We start from the raw sequence: 16,029 nt of genomic DNA on the forward strand, positions 1-16,029 counted from the left end.
AGAGTCTGGATTCATGCCGATTCATGAGGAAGTTCGAGCGATTACAATTGCGTAATGCGATGGAAGGATGCTTTCGGCTGATGCGAACGATCGAATACGAGCGGCCAGTTCCTTCTTCCGCGCACGGGGAAATCATGCAGCCAGGTATAGTCATCAGCCGCGCCCCAGAACGTCACCGAATCAATGACGTCGCGGTATTCCCGGAACAAGGCGAATACGTTGTCATACCGTTCCGCCTGCAGCTCCATCATTTCCGAAGTCGGCTCTGTCAGATCCGTTCGCTTATCGTCAAACCCGAAGACGGAAATGTCCAGCTCCGTAATATGCAGGCGCAGCCCAAGCGAGGCGTAGCTTTCGATCGCCTGCCGGATTTCCTCTAAGGACGGCCCCGCCAAATTCCAATGCGCCTGCAGGCCCATTCCATGTACAGGTACCCCTTTGTCGAGCAGCCCTTTCAGGAGACGCATGATCTTATCCCTTTTCTCCGGCTGGCATTCGTTGTAGTCGTTATAGAACAGCTGAGCGCTCGGGTCCGCGGCGTGGGCGAACTCGAATGCTTTCCCGATGAAATCTTCGCCGATATTGTCCAGCCATGGCGACTGCCTAAGCCATACATCCGCTTTATCCTCGATCACCTCGTTCACGACATCCCAGCAGTAGACGCGCCCCTTGTAGCGGCCGGCGACGGTATCGATATGCTCTTTCATCGTCTGCAGAAGCTCCTCGCGGCTTACCGGATTTCCGTCAGCGCCTTTAAACACCCATGCCGGCGTCTGGTTATGCCAGACAAGCGTATGGCCGCGCATTTTCATTCCGTTATCCGAGGCAAATTGCGCAATGCGGTCAGCGATCTCGAACGTATACACCCCCGGTTCAGGGTGTATACGCTCAAATTTCATATCGTTCTCCGCCGTTATACTGTTGTAATGCGTCTGAAGCAGCCCTTTGCTTGACTCCAGCGTCGATGCGTTGATTGCCGCGCCGATATCGAACATTCCCCGATAAGTCTCTGCAAGCGACACAAACGACGACCGATTGGCATGTTGATTACTCATGAACTGATCTCCTCCATTGTCTAAAATTTAATAAATCGTCCGCCCTTGCTCGTCCGAGATGCCCGACTTCCGGTAGAAATACGTGTTAATGACATCCCGCCACAGCTTGGCGTTCTCCAGCTGTTCCTTCGCCCTGCCGGTTACATGGCGGAAGCGTTCCTCGTCGATTTTGCCTTCCAGCGAAAGCCAAGAAGCGAGCTGCGCTTCCACCCTCTGAACGCCTTCGAAATGGGTGTCGTAAATATGTTGAATGACGGTTTTCCCCGAATGAAGCTTATGAATATAAGGGACGTGATGGAAGAACAACAGCAGTTCGTCCGGGCAGGTCGCCAAATTTTCGTATACCCTGGCATTCTCCGCTTCATATTGGGCGGTGTAGCCCGTGCCTGTCGCTTGGGTCCGGTCGACGCCGATCCCTTTCCAATCGGCAAAGTGGTACGTCCCCCACTTCGAGTATTCATAGCCGTCGACATCGGGTCCGTAATGGTAATGCGGCGTCACCATCCAGCCGACGCCAAGCGGGGCGGTATAGCTCTCATACGTGCCCCAGGATTCCATGAGCCAGCCGGTAATCGTCTCAACGACCGCCGCATCGCCGCCGAACGTCTGCCGGGTCCATTCCTCCGCGATCGCCTCCGCTTCCAGGTCCGGATTCCACATCAATCGGCCGTAACCGTACAAATTGGACTGCGCGAGGTGGTGGCCGGTCCAGTTGTCGTCATCCCCGATGTTGGATACAGCCGTTACACCGCAATGCGTATACGGATGAACTTTGCCGGCTGCGAGATCCTTCACCCGCGTGCCTTCGCCCTTCAGGCGGGTGTCGAAATCCAGCACTTCCTTCCATTGCGGGACAAGAAAGCAGACATGCCGCTGCTGGCCGGTATATTCCTGCGTCACTTGGAACTCCATCATATGATTCGTATTCGGCATCGCGCCGAAAAGCGGCGATACGGGCTCCCTTACCTGGAAGTCCATCGGGCCGTTCTTAATCTGCAAAATAACGTTATCTCGAAACCTTCCATCGAGCGGTCTGAAATGGTCATACGCCGCTTTGGCGCGATCCGTCGACCGGTCTCTCCAATCCTGCTGGCAGTTATAGACGAAGCAGCGCCACAGCACGATTCCCCCGTATGGCGCGAGCGCGTCCGCCAGCATATTGGCGCCGTCCGCATGGTCGCGGCCGTAGGTGAACGGACCCGGCCGGTTCTCCGAATCCGCCTTCACGAGGAAGCCGCCGAAATCCGGGACGTAGCTGTAGACCTCATTCGCCCTTTCCTTCCACCATGCCTGTACGCGTGGATCCAGCGGATCGGCCGTATCCAGCTCGCCAAGCTCAAGAGGACCCGCAAAGTTTACGCTAAGGTACAGGCGAATGCCATACGCCCGGAACGTATCCGCGACCCGCGCGACATCCGGCAAGTAACGCTCCGTAATTAGCTTCGTCTCTTGGCGGTGAACGTTCACGTTATTGATCGCAATGCCGTTAATTCCGACCGACGCGAGAAGACGCGCATAATCCTTGATTCGCGGCGAGCGGGCAAGCAGCTCGTAATTCCGGTAAAAAATCGATCGGCCGGCATAACCGCGCTCCACGCTTCCGTCCATATTGTCCCATTGGTTCAGCATGCGAAGGCGGAAGGCCGGCTGTTCGACCACGTTGAAGCCGTTCTCTCCGATGCCCTCTGTCTGAAGCAGCCGCAAGAAATGAAAAACTCCGTACATAAGCCCGCGTTCGGAGCGGCCCGCGATCGCGATCGAACACAAATCGCCGTTGTCAATCGTCCGGATAATAAACCCTTCATCCGGAAGCTGCTCTGCCTCTGCTAGAGATATGGCGAGGCCATCCAGCGGCATCGCGCCGATGATACCGGCCGCAATACATCGTTTGCGGTCCACAGCGGAAGCCGCATCGGTCACCTCCGGCTTGTTCCCCGTCAGCGCCTCGATACCGGACGCGAGCTCGCCGATTGCGGTGTTCAGCACGCCGCCTCTTTCGCCCGGGATGCAAATAATTGAGCGGAAGCAATCCGCCCATTTCGCTAAACCTTTATTTGATAATTGACCCTCGTAGTGAAGCCAAGCTTTATACCCTCTGCTGCTCATGTCCGCACCTCCGTTTTATACGAATAGATTCATATTCTTAGTAAAAAAGAACATAGGCGGCCTGATTCGACGAACCAAGCCGCGCATGTTCTTTATGGGGTTTAACCTTTTACGCCGCCTACCGTCATTCCTTTAACAAAATATTTCTGCAAGAACGGGTAAACCAAAATGATCGGCAAGCTCGCCACAATCGTCATCGTCGCGCGGATCGACGTCGGCGTCACCGCCGTTACCCCGCCCATCGCGCCGGCGAAAGCGTCTGCAGCAGACTGCGAGCTGCTGGCCGTATTCGTCGTCTGCAAAATTTTCATCAGCTCATACTGCAGCGTGCTCAGATTGATATTGGATGAGTTATAAAGAAAGACGTCAAACCAAGAGTTCCATTGGCCTACCGCAACGAACAGCGAGACAGTCGCAAGCGCCGGAACCGTCAGCGGCAATATGATCCGTATGAACGTTGCGAATTCGCCCGCGCCGTCGATCCGCGCCGATTCCAGAATGCCCTCCGGCAGTCCTTCAATGAAGGAGCGGATAACGATCATGTTAAATACGCTGATAATGCCTGGAATAATATAAACCGCAAACGTATTCAGCAGGTTCAGGTCGCGAATGAGCAGGAAACCCGGAATGAGTCCGCCGCTGATGTACATGGTCAGGATAAACGTAATGGTAATAAACTTGCGAAGCACGAATTCCTGACGGCTTAGCGTATAGGCCAGCATCGCCGTACAGAATACCGACACGATGGTGCCGACAATGGCGCGCGACGCGGATACGAACATGGAGTGGAAGATGGTCGCTTCATTAAATACGAATTTATAGTTTTCCCAGGTGAACATGCGCGGCCAAATATGGATGCCGCCTCTCACCGCGTCATTCGCGTCGTTGAGCGAAACCGCCGCCATGTTCAGGAACGGATACAGCGTCACGACAACAAGACAAAGCATAAAGATCACATTAAGCGTGTCAAAAATACGGTCGCCCCAGCTGTTGTACCGACTCCGGGATGCGCTGATGTTGCTCATCGAAAGTTCCTCCTATCCTAGCGCTCTTGCAAGCTGCGGTTAATATAGTCTGCTCTCGCCGAGCTTCTTCGCGATCGAGTTGGCGGAGATCAGGAAGACGCAGCTTACGACTGTCTTGAACATACCTGCGGCCGTTGCGAGCGAGAAATTGCTCTCTTCGATGCCGTATTTCAACACGAATATTTCAAGGTTATCGGAGTAATCGGACGTCATGCCGTTGCCCAGCAGATACTGCGGCTCGAAGCCGGCCTCCAGAATATACCCTAAGTTCATAATTAACAGTACGACGATCACCGGCTTGAGGCCAGGCAGCGTAATGCTCCACATGCGCTGGAGGCGGTTTGCGCCGTCGATTTCGGCAGCCTCGTATTGGGAAGGATCGATTGTCGTTATGGCCGCCAAATAAATAATGGTATTCCAGCCTACATCCTTCCATACTTCGGTTCCGCCGAGAATGCCCCAGAAATATTCGCCTTTCGCAAGCCAAAGGATAGGCGAATCGAGCACGCCGATTTTCATTAACAGAACGTTAATAATGCCTTCGTTCGATAGAACGGTTGTGACGATGCTTGCCGCCACGACCCAAGAAATAAAGTGCGGCAAATAACTGATCGTCTGCACGACTCTTTTGAAAAAAATGTTCCGCAGCTCGTTCAGCAATAGCGCCAGCACAATCGCAGTAACAAACCCGAGCACGAGCTTGATCGAGCTCATGACAAACGTATTGCGCAAAATTCTGTAGAAGGATTCATCCGTAAACAAAAAGTTGAATTGATCAAATCCGATCCATTCCTGCTCGGAAAATTTTTTGTACGGCTTGTAATTTTGGAAAGCCGTTAACCAGCCCCAGAGCGGAACGTATTTAAAAATAAACAGCCACAGTAGGAAGGGTACAGACATGAGAACTAGCGCTCGCTGCTGCATCAGTCTCTTCAGGAACAGCTTGAAGCCGGCCGGTTCGGCCTTAGGGCCGCGAGACGTTTGAATAACGGGTTCTGTATAATTCTCCACTACGATTTCTCCTTTCCGCTATCCAATCTGGAAGAGGAAGGGCCGGAAATATGACATCTCCGGCCCTCCCGATTGATGCTATATTACCACTTGCCTGCGATACGGTTCTGAATCATTTCGTTCATTGTTTTCTCATAAGTCGCTTTGTCGAGCTTGTTGAACTCCTTCATATACTCAGCCCAAGTCGCTTCGAATTTATCCGGAGCTTCCATGATCATCTTAGGCAGATATTTCTTCTGCAGATCATCGGACTTCGTTGTAAAGATTTGCTCCGGCGTGCCTTGGCCCAGATTGATGGACCATGCAGGGTACCAAGGACGGTCATCCGGATCGGAGAAGTAATCCGAGAATGTTGCTGCATCATAAGCCGCAAGCAATTCTTTATCGCCGTCTGTGAAGCCAGATGCCGCAACCTCAGGCTGGTTGCCTACGCCGTAGGAGTTGCCGTCAGCCAGCAAGGAGTTGCTGCCGTAACGCGGCCAGCCGTATTCGAAGTATTGGAAGCCGTAGCTCAGCTTAAAGTTCGTGTCGTCACGGTTTTTCTGCTGCTCTTCGGTCATGAAGTAACGGCCTTTTTCGTCAACGCTGTACGTTACGTCTTTCTCGCCCCATTGCACGAGAATTTGGTTTTCTTCTTTCAGCAGATTGTCGAAGTACTGGATGATGCGAACCGGATCCTTCGCGTCAACGGAGATGCCTACGCCGCGGTTATTGACGAAGGAAGGCGGATCGACGTACTGGTCTTTAATATTTTCGTTGAACACGACCGGAAGCGGAGCATAGCGCTTCTCGTCAATGCCTGCCGTCTTCAGGTTGTTCGTCGCCTCGCCGATTTGCCAGTTGTAAGCAAAGTAGCCGAGCAGTCGTCCGGAAGTGACCTTCGCCATAAATTGGTCTTTGTTCATCGTGAACGATTCCGCGTCGAACAAGCCTTCCGCGTAAATTTCGTTCAGCGCCTTCATCCAAGGCTTCTGAATATCGTCCGTTCCCGCTACAACCTTCGCTTCATGCGTATCCATATTCACGTATACGCCGCCGTCGTTCGGATAACCGGCCAGATGCACCGCCGCGTTCTGAATGTTGTAGAACGTATCGGATGGCGCGAATACAGCGAAACCGATCGTGTCTTTGCCTTCAACTTGCGGATGCTTCTCTTTGTACTGTCTGATCAGATCGAAATACTGATCAAGCGTTTTCACTTTCGGATAACCGAACTCCTTCAGAACGGAGCGCTGCATCCAGAACGCGCCTTGGCTAATATTCGGATCGCCGATATAGCCTTGGTCCGCGGAATAGGGCAGGAAGTAAATTTTGCCGTCTGCTTGACGGAACTTGTCGAAGTAAGGTCCGTATACGCGCTTAATGTTTGGTCCGTATTGCTCAATCAAATCGTCCAGCGGCATAAATGCGCCAGCGTCCAGAAGCTTGTCTATTTGGCCTTCAGGCGCGATAACATCCGGGTAGTCGCCGGAAGCGATCATAACGCCTGCTTTCGTATCTTCTTCGCCAACCAGGTATTCCATTTTCCAATCAACGCCGGTTTGCTCTTGCAGGATCTTACCGATCGTTGTCTCGCTTGCCATGACATCTTTGCCTCTAGATTGGAAGTTGAAGTACGTGAAGGTTACAGGCTCAACCGACGCCGGCTGATCACTGCTTGCAGGCGCTTGCGACGCAGACGTTTCGTTGTTCTTGTTCGAATTGCCGCCGCTGCAGCCAGCCAGCGCCGATGCTGCTATAAACAGCGACATCGCGATGGTAACCAGCTTCTTTTTACCCATACAGATATGCCCCCTTAATCATTTGTCGCTTTTTGTTGTAAGCACTTTCATTATAAAGCGAAAACGTTTTCTTTCGTTACCCATCAATCTATAGTTCGTCCTTAGTAAATCATAGGCAATCGAATTTCAACTTTCGTGCCCGCTCCGGGCTCGCTTTCCAGGGAGAAATGGAACTCTTCCTTATAGCACATCCGCAGTCTGGCATACGCGTTTTTCATCCCGACATTGTCCCTGCCCTCTTCTTCTTCCTGCTGCAAATAACCTAGAATGTCCTCTCGTTTGCCCGCATCCATGCCGATGCCGTTATCGGTCAAGCGGAATACAAGATCGTCTCCCGACTGTGAAATATCGATGGTAATCAGCCCTTTGAAAGGCGACTTCTCTATGCCGTGTATGCTTGCGTTTTCGACAAAAGGCAGGAACGTCATTTTCGGGATCGTCAGCTCCCGCAGCTCTTCGTCAACATGAATCGTATACTCGAGCTTGTCCCCAAACCGGTATTTTTGAATTTCGAGAAAGCATACAATCAGCTCGATTTCATCTTTTATCGATACCCAATCCTGTCCCCAGGTAATCGACTTGCGAAATATTTTGGACATATCCATAATGATTTTGGCCGTTTCCTTCTCGCCTTTCATCAAGCTCCGCATTCGAATCGTCTCCAGCGCGTTGAACAGGAAATGGGGATTGATCTGGCTGTGCAGCGCGCGAAGCTGAGTCTGCCTCCGCTTCAGCTCCAAATCCTTCTTTTCGATATCCGCAATATAGACGTCGTCGATTAGGCTTTTAATCCGGTTCGTCATCCGGTTGAACTCCATCGTCAATTGTCCGATCTCATCGCGGCTTTCCTTTTTCGGAATGGGCTCGAACGTGCCGCTTTTCACCTTTTTCATATGCTTTAAAATACGGACGAGACGGGTGTTCACCGATCTGGAGATCAATGCGATGATGATCGTAGGCAGAACGAAATTGATGATGGCCAGGTACAGCACGAACGATCTGGACTTATGCACTTCCTCAAGCACATACCGTTCATTCATAATGCCGTGTAAGGTCCAGCCCCTCATATATTCTTCAGCCAGCGTCATCTCGAAAGGAATCATGTCCTCCGATATCGGAATGGAAGCATAGTCCGCTTCTTCCTCGCTAAGGAAGGTGAATGGATCGGTGCTGAAGGCGATTCGATTGTCCGGACCGGTCAAGTAAAGCTGACCGTCAAACGGGGAGTGCTGAAACAACGTGCTCATTTCGTCCCTATTCAAATCGATCTTCAGAATGTGGGTATAGGGCGATTCGGGATCGTAGTGGTTAAGCGCCTGAATCATGCTGAAGGAGCCTTTGTTGAAATAGACGGTCGGGTGCTTCAGATGCGCCTCATTGAAGCTCCGGTACCACGGCTCGCGCATGACATCCTCGGTTAACCGCTCGATATTGCCGGAAGTCAGTATCGTATCATTGCTTGTGTAAATGGTCAGCTTGCCGACGGCATCGTACGTCTGGCTGTAAATGGACAGCGGCCCGCGCAAATACGCTTCATACGCCTCGATATAGGAGATTGGCGTATCGTACGTTCGATTCATAATTTCGTTGAAGCCGAATTCCAAATAAAAATGATACGAAATGCCGACCGCTTCATCAAAAACCGTCTGCAGCTCGCCGATCGTTTTCTCCAAAGCAAAATTGGCGTCTCGTATTTTTTGATTTTTTATATTGGTTGCCGTTACATGATAGAAAATGACGTTTGTCAGCACGATCGGAATTAGAACCGACAATACATACATAATCAGCAGCTTGTTCCGGAGCCTAATATCGTTGAAGCTAAAATTAATCATCCGTATATTCCTCCGCTTTTCGCCACGTCTTTCTGCCGAATTATGCTTTTTGGATCAGCTTGTTGCGGTATTCCTTAGGCGTCATGCCTTCCTGCTTCACGAACTGCGCGACGAAGTAATCGGCGTTCTGGAAGCCGACCTTGCTTGCGATTTCGTACATGCGCATATCCGTTAGACGCAGCAGCTTTTTCGCCTCCCCCATCCGGAGCGAGAGAAGGAAATCGTTGAAATATACGCCGTACGTCTTCCGGAACAGCTGCCCGAGATAAACCGGGTTCATATAGAAGTGCGCGGCGATCGTCTTCAAGCTGATATTGTCCGAATAATTCGTTTCGATATATTTGCGGATCTTTTCAATGCCGCCCTTCGATTGCTCCTGCCGAAGAAGACTAATGCATTCCGCTGCTTCGGCTACAAAGCCTTGGAACAGCTCTTCAAGCTCCCTCGCCCCCATGCTGCGGTGCTCCCAATCCTTGACGGCCTGGAAGGAGGCGAGCTGCTGGGCATTGCCATCCATCTCCTGGATAACGCGTATAATCGCTATCATACCGCGATGAATAGCGCTCCAAACGGCGCTTGGGTCAAGCCGGTCCTTGCGGAAGGAGTCGAACATCGAGCGGACCGCATCCCTGCAGCCCTCCGCGTTATTCTCCTCAAGCTGTTCCATAAGCCGGTCATAGAACGCATCGCTTAGCATCCTTTCGTGGAGCGGTTTGCCGCTGATTTCTTTATAGTGGATATACGGTCTTTGTTCCTCCGCATATTTGTGTTTTACGGTTTCTGCGGCAGTCTGGTAGGAACGCCTAATATTGAATAGGCCGTTCACCGTCAACCCGGCGAACAACGCTACCGGCGTGCCAAGCGCTTGCGTCAGCCCCTTCGCCAAGCCGCCCAAGCGGTCATCCAGCAGCTGATCCGCCGCTGACCTCGTCAGTCCGGCGCCTGCTTGCGCCGGCGGTAAGGCAAGCAGAAGTCCGTAGCGGCCGTCGCTCTGTTCGTAGACAGGCACAAACCGATCCGTGTCACGCGGCATGCGCGCATCATTTTCCGTATCGCAGTTCGCCTTGCACACCGCCTTTACCGCGGCCGCGATTTCTTTATAGCCGACCGCCCGATCATAGACCTCGATAACGACATAACAATATTCTCCGTCCATTTTCACGTCTAATGCCGACGCAACGGCCGCGACGGCATCCTCGTCCGCTGTGCCGTGAATGAGCGCCTCCATCACCGAATCGGCCAGCTGCTGTTCCCTCGCATTTTGTGTCAGCTTCTTCCGGCTAAGGGTGCACGCCAGCTTTTGAAGCGTTGAACGAAGCTCTGCGTCGTCTATCGGCTTTAAAATATAGTCGAGCACTCCAAACTGAATCGCCTGCTTCGCGTAAGCAAAGTCATTATAGCCGCTAATTAATATAAAGGAAGGATCCAGACCCGGAATTTCCACTGCCCGGCGAATGAGCTCAAGCCCATCCATAAGCGGCATACGAATGTCCGTAATGACCAGGTCGGGCTGCATATCGATGATTTGCTTCAGCGCATCCTCGCCGTTCTCCGCTTCACCTGCGACTACAAACCCCAGCTCCTCCCATTCTATAAGATTGCATAAGCCTTTTCTTACGAATACTTCATCATCAACAAGGAGAACCTTGTGCATGGATTAACCCCCTTATTAAGCTCCAGCCGGTCGTTTTCGCGCTCCGACGTTCGTTGCGGTTAAATTCACCCAAAATTTGAAATCGTTTTCATTTCATTATAGACCTCAGCCGATTGCACAAAATACCCAATAAACTTTAGATTTTATACCAAAATATTTAGATCGGATAGTCCCTATCATAGTAGGAATGACGAGCTGCGGCAACTTCCACTTTTCGCCTTGTATACTTGTATGGTAGTATGGCAGTAAGAAGTGGAATACGATTACATCACGAAAGGAGGAACACGCGTGAATGGAATACGCCGCCGTCAAGGTGCCGTTTCAACAAGGGATGCCGTCTATATGTCGCTTCGGGAGAAGATTTTAAGCCTTGAGCTGCCGCCCGGCACTCCGCTTTCGGAGAACGAGACGTCTCAGCAATTCCAGGTCAGCCGGACGCCGGTAAGAGAAAGCTTTATGAGATTGGCGCAGGAAGGACTCGTTCAAGTGCTCCCCCAGCGAGGCACCTTCGTCTCGCTTATCGATACCGCGCTGGTAGAGGAAGCCCGGTTTATGCGCGAGCATCTGGAATGCGCGGTCATTGAACTGGCTTGCACCGAATTTCCAGCTGACGCGCTGCGGCAGCTGGAGATGAATCTTGCGCAGCAGCAGGTCAGCATACGGCTCGAAGACGAAGACGCCATGTTCGAGCTCGATCAGAGCTATCATCGCATTTTGTTCGAAGGCTGCGGTAAGAGCTATACGTGGAACGCGCTTAGCCAGCTAACCGTCCACCTGAACCGCAGCCGCAGGCTTAAGCTCGCAGCCGATCATAACTGGCAGCATCTCTACGAGCAGCACCGCGAGATGGCGGACGCAATTATAGCCAGGGACGCCGAGAAAGGCCGGCGCATCATGAAACATCATTTGACCCTGAACATAACCGATCAAGCCGTATTGAAAGAACAATATCCCCACTATTATAAAGACTGAGGCTAGGCAACGCTTACGAGGCTGTCCGCCTAGAGCCTTGGCAGATTATTGAGGAGGCTTGTATTTTATGAAAATGACATTCCGCTGGTTCGGCGAAGGCAACGATACGGTCCCGCTTCGCTACATTAAGCAAATACCCGGCACGGAGGGCATTGTTTGGTCCCTGCACGACGTTCCTGCCGGCGAAGAATGGCCGATGGACAAAATTGTCGAGGTAAAGGCTCAAGCCGACGCGGCAGGCCTCCATATCGACGTCGTTGAAAGCGTTAACGTCCATGAAGACATTAAGCTTGGTCTTCCCTCGCGCGAGCAATATATCGAAAATTATAAACGGACGATTGAAAAGCTCGGCAAGGTCGGCGTCAAAGTGATCTGCTACAATTTCATGCCGATTTTCGATTGGTTAAGAACGGATCTGCATAAGGAAATGGAGGACGGCTCAACCGCTCTGTTCTATGAGCACAGCCGCATCGCCGATACGGATCCTTTCGAACTTGTACGGCAGATTAACGCCAACTCCGCGCTGACGATGCCGGGCTGGGAGCCGGAGAGGCTGCAGCATCTGACGAAGCTGTTCGAGGCTTACCAGGGCGTAACGGAAGAGCATCTCTGGAACAATCTCGCTTATTTCTTGCAGGAAATCATCCCGGTAGCGGCGGAGAACGGCATTCGGATGGCCATCCATCCTGACGATCCGCCATGGTCGATCTTCGGCCTTCCGCGCATCATGACTTGCCAAGACAATTTCAGACGGTTCTTGAAGCTGTACGACCATCCGGCTAACGGCATTACGCTGTGCAGCGGCTCCTTGGGCGCGAACCCGGACAATGACATCATCGCGATGATCCATGAATTTAAAGACCGGATTCCGTTCGCTCACATTCGTAACGTTCGGCGTTATGACAACGGCGATTTTATCGAAAGCTCCCATCGGACGCAGGACGGGTCGGTGGACATCGCCGGCATCGTCAAGGCTTACCATGATATCGGCTTCACTGGCTACGCAAGACCCGACCATGGCCGCCATATTTGGGACGAGAAATGCCGGCCGGGCTACGGCTTGTACGACCGCGCATTAGGGATTATGCATCTGTGGGGGTTATGGGATGGATTCGAATACGCCAAAAATGGCAAGGAAGGAGTCAATCGCGCATGAGTGAGCAGCTTCGATTACCGATCCATGAAGCTTTGAAAGGAAAGGTAGCGGTCGTTACGGGAGGAGCCGGCGTGCTCTGCCGCGCGATGGCGGTCGAGCTTGCGCGCCAAGGCGTGAAGGTCGCCATTCTAGGCCGTACGCTTGCGAAGAATGAAGCCGTCGCGGATGAGATTAACGCGGCCGGCGGCACCGCCATCGGCGTCGCATGCGACGTGACCGATGCAGAGAGTACGCGGGAGGCCAGCCGCATCGTGCTTGAGAAGCTCGGACCATGCGATATTCTCATTAATGGAGCCGGCGGCAACCACCCAAGCGCCAATACGACGAATGAAACCTATAAACCGGAGGACCGGACGGCGGAAGGCGTGACCAGCTTTTTTGATCTGAGCATTTCGGGCTTCCGTAATGTGCTGGATTTGAATTTCGTCGGCACGCTCATTCCTTCGCAAATCTTTGCCGCGCAAATGCTGGATCGCGACAACCCGGTCATTATTAATATCTCTTCGATGAGCGCGCCTTCCCCGATGACGAAGGTGCCCGCCTACAGCGCAGCCAAAGCGGCTGTCGATAATTTTACGCAGTGGCTGGCGGTTCATATGGCCGATGCCGGCATTCGCGTCAACGCGATTGCGCCGGGCTTCTTCCTGACAGAGCAGAACCGCAAGCTGCTTACGAACGAAGACGGCTCGCTCACCCCGCGCTCCGATAAAATCATTTCGCATACGCCAATGCGCCGCTTCGGCAAGCCGGAGGATCTGCTCGGCGCGCTGCTGTGGCTGGTGGACGATACGACTTCCGGCTTTGTGACGGGAACAACGATTCCGGTCGACGGCGGATTTATGGCCTATTCCGGCGTGTAACCGCATCAAGGCAATTGGAAAAATAGAAAGCTCCCCTTCCCGGCGTTCGGACGCATGAGAAGGGGAGCTTTTCGCCATTATAACGGAGGAAGGGAGGTGGATGACCATGACTACGTCCAAACGGCGCAGAGAGAACGCTTGGCATCAGCGGAAGCATTCCCAACGCCCTCACGGCAAGATCAAATCGATGGATGAGCTCGCTGCGGAGTACGATCAAGAGCATTCGAAATCTTAATGCCCTCTTATGGATCATCAATCTAAATTTATTAAACCACTTCCATCTTGATCTCTTCGTAACGATCGTCGAAGGAGATGCGCAGTTCCTTGTTGTCCACGTACCAGACATTGTCTTCTTCCATGAAGAAAGTAATGCCTTCCGTTTGCTGGATGAGCCCGGGATTCCGCGGCTCCTCCTTTGCGATTCCAAGCGATAAGCCGGGATGTACGCTGCCGCAGCCGCCTAGCCGGATAAAAATGCGTAAGCTGTCGCCGTCGCTTAATCCCATCTGATCTTTATACCATCGCGCCGCCGCCTGCTCTACTGCAAGCTTCATCGCTGTCAGCTCCTCTTCTAAAGACATCTTGTAAAGGATTAAGGATTACCCTTACATGAAACCATTATAACCTAAGGAGCCTGATCAATCGAGAGCCGGCTGCCGCCGAAGCAGCGCCGATGATCCGGCGATTCCTGCCGCAATGAGCAGAATCGTAACGCCAATCGACCATCCGAAGCTTGCCGATGCATCGAAGCCGCCTTGTACCGCTTCGTACGCGAAGCCGGTCAAGGAGCTAGGGCTCCAGCCCATATACTTCGGCGCTATCCCCGATAAAGCCGTAAGCAAAAGGGCCAGCCCAAGAGCCGAGAAAGCAGCGCCCGCCGCGCTGCGGAGAAGCGTGCTGAACAGCAGAACCGCGGTAAGAATAAAGGTGAACCATAAACCGTACAATACATAGCTGAGCAGAAAAGGGGCAAAATCAACGGTCTCGAACAGCAGCCACGTATAATACCAGGATGCGGCGTAGCCTATAAGCAAAGCTCCCCAAAGGAGCGTCATCATCCCGAGCCACTTCGACAGGATGAAGGAAAGGAAGGATACCGGCTTTACAAGCACAAGAGACGCCGCTCCGCTATTGCGGTCACCCGATACGGCACCCATAAAAGCGAGCGCAAGAATCAGCAGGCCGATCATTCCGAATTGCGACAGCGTACCCGCGAGCACCTCCGCTCCGCTCGGCACCGGCATTTCAATAACGGCGCCTTCCGGCATGTTCCCAGCTTTTTCAATAATGACCGGCATATAATAGTTGGTTAAAGGCTGCATAATACCTAATAACGCAAAGACGAGAGGAATCCAGATCAGTTTAAAGCTTCGCAGCTGCTCGAGCCATTCTTTCCGCACCAAAGTCATCAGCTTCACCGCGCTCATTCGCCCACCACCTTCATAAACAAATCCTCCAGCGAGGAGTAGCCGGCCTCCAGCCGGCTGAAGCGAACCTTCTCCTTAGCCAGCTCTTCCGTCAGCGCTTGCCTAGCCTTGTCCATATCTTTGACCGTAAGTCGAAGCATAGTACCCTGCCGCTCGATTTCTTCGATGGTTGCGCTTAGACGTTCGTCAGCGCTCGTCCTTTGTTCGAAGCCTGCCGCCCATTCCAGCGACGGAGCATGCTCCTCCAGCTTCAGCTCGATAATAGGACGGCGATGCTCGCTCCGTATTTGCGGCAGCGCGCCTTGCAACGCAACCTGCCCGCTTCGAATAATGATGACATCATCGCAGAGCTCCTCCGCGTCATGAAGCACATGCGTGGAAAACAAGACGGTCGTCTCCGACTTCAGCTCCTTCAGCAGCCCGAGCACTTCCCTGCGGCCAATCGGATCAAGCGCGGATACCGGCTCATCCATAACAAGCAGCTTCGGCCGATGGACGAGCGCCTGCGCCAGGCCAAGCCTTTGCTTCATCCCGCCGGAATAACCGCCGATACGGCGCTTGGCCGCCTCCGCCAGACCTACCCGCTCGAGCAGCTCCTTTGCCCGCTGCTTCGCCTCTGCTGGGCTGAGGCCGCACAGTCTTCCGGCATACACAACATACTCCATGCCGCTCATCCAGTTATGGAAGGCAGGCGATTGCGGCAAGTAACCAAGCAAGCTTCTCCGGTCTTCGCCTGCGCGAAGCCCATGAAATTGGATGCTTCCCGCAGTCGGCTTGAGCAGGCCGGTAAGCATCCGGATCGTCGTCGTCTTCCCTGCGCCGTTCGGCCCGAGCAGCGCTGTGCAGCGGCCTTCCTGAATGTGAAAGCTGATACCCTTGACGGCCTGGGCCTGTCCGAAGGCTTTAACCAATCCATTAACCTGCAGCAGCTCCTTCATTACACTTTCCTCCTGCCGAACAGGAAGAAGGCAACAGGGCCAAGAAGATTAACAAAAAGAATGATAAGCACCCACATGACCTTCGGGCCTCTCGTTTCCTCCGCCTTAATGCACTGAACCAGCGCAATAATCATAAGGATAAATTGTATAATAAGAACGGGCGCTAGAATCCCTATTAATTTGTTTAACTCCAGCGTTTCATTCATGATGGT

15 protein-coding genes are annotated in these 16,029 nt (G+C 52.8%); 4 read left to right on the forward strand and 11 right to left on the reverse strand.

Annotation, left to right across the window (positions count from 1 at the left end; translation table 11 throughout):
• Positions 1 to 41: 41 nt before the first annotated feature.
• The 7 genes from D3P08_RS18720 to D3P08_RS18750 all read right to left on the reverse strand — a co-directional run bounded on the left by D3P08_RS18720 (position 42) and on the right by D3P08_RS18750 (position 10,464).
• Positions 42 to 1,055 carry an endo-1,4-beta-xylanase gene (locus tag D3P08_RS18720; RefSeq protein WP_119601356.1) on the reverse strand — a complete coding sequence of 338 codons (1,014 nt, stop codon included), beginning with the start codon at positions 1,053 to 1,055 and terminating at the stop codon, positions 42 to 44.
• 27 nt (positions 1,056 to 1,082) lie between these two features.
• Positions 1,083 to 3,161: an alpha-glucuronidase family glycosyl hydrolase gene (locus D3P08_RS18725; RefSeq protein ID WP_119601358.1), complete on the reverse strand. Its 2,079-nt coding sequence runs from the start codon at positions 3,159 to 3,161 to the stop codon at positions 1,083 to 1,085.
• A 101-nt stretch (positions 3,162 to 3,262) separates the two neighbouring features.
• Positions 3,263 to 4,186 (reverse strand): carbohydrate ABC transporter permease, encoded by a 924-nt coding sequence (locus D3P08_RS18730; protein WP_119601360.1) that lies wholly within the window; start codon positions 4,184 to 4,186, stop codon positions 3,263 to 3,265.
• A 39-nt stretch (positions 4,187 to 4,225) separates the two neighbouring features.
• Positions 4,226 to 5,197 (reverse strand): ABC transporter permease, encoded by a 972-nt coding sequence (locus D3P08_RS18735; protein WP_240647646.1) that lies wholly within the window; start codon positions 5,195 to 5,197, stop codon positions 4,226 to 4,228.
• A gap of 83 nt (positions 5,198 to 5,280) precedes the next feature.
• Positions 5,281 to 6,978, reverse strand: coding sequence for an ABC transporter substrate-binding protein (locus D3P08_RS18740; RefSeq protein WP_119601362.1), 1,698 nt, complete (start codon positions 6,976 to 6,978; stop codon positions 5,281 to 5,283).
• 101 nt (positions 6,979 to 7,079) lie between these two features.
• Entirely contained in the window at positions 7,080 to 8,810 is a 1,731-nt protein-coding gene (locus tag D3P08_RS18745; RefSeq protein ID WP_119601364.1) for a sensor histidine kinase, read from the reverse strand.
• 40 nt (positions 8,811 to 8,850) lie between these two features.
• Complete coding sequence (locus D3P08_RS18750; RefSeq protein WP_119601365.1) at positions 8,851 to 10,464, reverse strand: response regulator transcription factor; 1,614 nt, start codon at positions 10,462 to 10,464, stop codon at positions 8,851 to 8,853.
• A gap of 288 nt (positions 10,465 to 10,752) precedes the next feature.
• On the opposite strand from D3P08_RS18750, the gene D3P08_RS18755 reads away from it, so the two are divergent.
• The 4 genes from D3P08_RS18755 to D3P08_RS27735 all read left to right on the forward strand — a co-directional run bounded on the left by D3P08_RS18755 (position 10,753) and on the right by D3P08_RS27735 (position 13,687).
• Positions 10,753 to 11,436, forward strand: coding sequence for a GntR family transcriptional regulator (locus tag D3P08_RS18755; protein ID WP_276311170.1), 684 nt, complete (start codon positions 10,753 to 10,755; stop codon positions 11,434 to 11,436).
• A gap of 67 nt (positions 11,437 to 11,503) precedes the next feature.
• Positions 11,504 to 12,592, forward strand: a complete 1,089-nt coding sequence (gene uxuA, locus D3P08_RS18760; protein ID WP_119601367.1) for a mannonate dehydratase — start codon at positions 11,504 to 11,506, stop codon at positions 12,590 to 12,592.
• The gene (locus tag D3P08_RS18765; protein ID WP_119601369.1) at positions 12,589 to 13,452 is read left to right on the forward strand and encodes an SDR family oxidoreductase; all 864 of its coding nucleotides are present in this window, start codon (positions 12,589 to 12,591) and stop codon (positions 13,450 to 13,452) included. The genes uxuA and D3P08_RS18765 overlap by 4 nt, the downstream gene beginning before the upstream one ends.
• Positions 13,453 to 13,558: 106 nt before the next feature.
• Positions 13,559 to 13,687 carry a DUF6254 family protein gene (locus tag D3P08_RS27735; protein WP_240647647.1) on the forward strand — a complete coding sequence of 43 codons (129 nt, stop codon included), beginning with the start codon at positions 13,559 to 13,561 and terminating at the stop codon, positions 13,685 to 13,687.
• 31 nt (positions 13,688 to 13,718) lie between these two features.
• Here the strand turns inward: D3P08_RS27735 and D3P08_RS18770 are convergent, their stop codons facing one another.
• From D3P08_RS18770 to D3P08_RS18785, 4 genes are all read right to left on the reverse strand, one after another.
• Positions 13,719 to 14,006 (reverse strand): HesB/YadR/YfhF family protein, encoded by a 288-nt coding sequence (locus D3P08_RS18770; RefSeq protein ID WP_119601371.1) that lies wholly within the window; start codon positions 14,004 to 14,006, stop codon positions 13,719 to 13,721.
• An 84-nt stretch (positions 14,007 to 14,090) separates the two neighbouring features.
• Positions 14,091 to 14,879 (reverse strand): ABC transporter permease, encoded by a 789-nt coding sequence (locus tag D3P08_RS18775; RefSeq protein ID WP_119601373.1) that lies wholly within the window; start codon positions 14,877 to 14,879, stop codon positions 14,091 to 14,093.
• Positions 14,876 to 15,817 (reverse strand): ABC transporter ATP-binding protein, encoded by a 942-nt coding sequence (locus tag D3P08_RS18780; RefSeq protein WP_119601375.1) that lies wholly within the window; start codon positions 15,815 to 15,817, stop codon positions 14,876 to 14,878. Before D3P08_RS18780 ends, D3P08_RS18775 begins: the two co-directional genes overlap by 4 nt.
• Positions 15,817 to 16,023: a PLD nuclease N-terminal domain-containing protein gene (locus D3P08_RS18785; RefSeq protein WP_119601377.1), complete on the reverse strand. Its 207-nt coding sequence runs from the start codon at positions 16,021 to 16,023 to the stop codon at positions 15,817 to 15,819. Before D3P08_RS18785 ends, D3P08_RS18780 begins: the two co-directional genes overlap by 1 nt.
• Between the last annotated feature and the right edge of the window lie 6 nt (positions 16,024 to 16,029).

It is taken from the genome of Paenibacillus nanensis, assembly GCF_003583765.1.
Lineage (GTDB): Bacteria > Bacillota > Bacilli > Paenibacillales > Paenibacillaceae > Pristimantibacillus > Pristimantibacillus nanensis.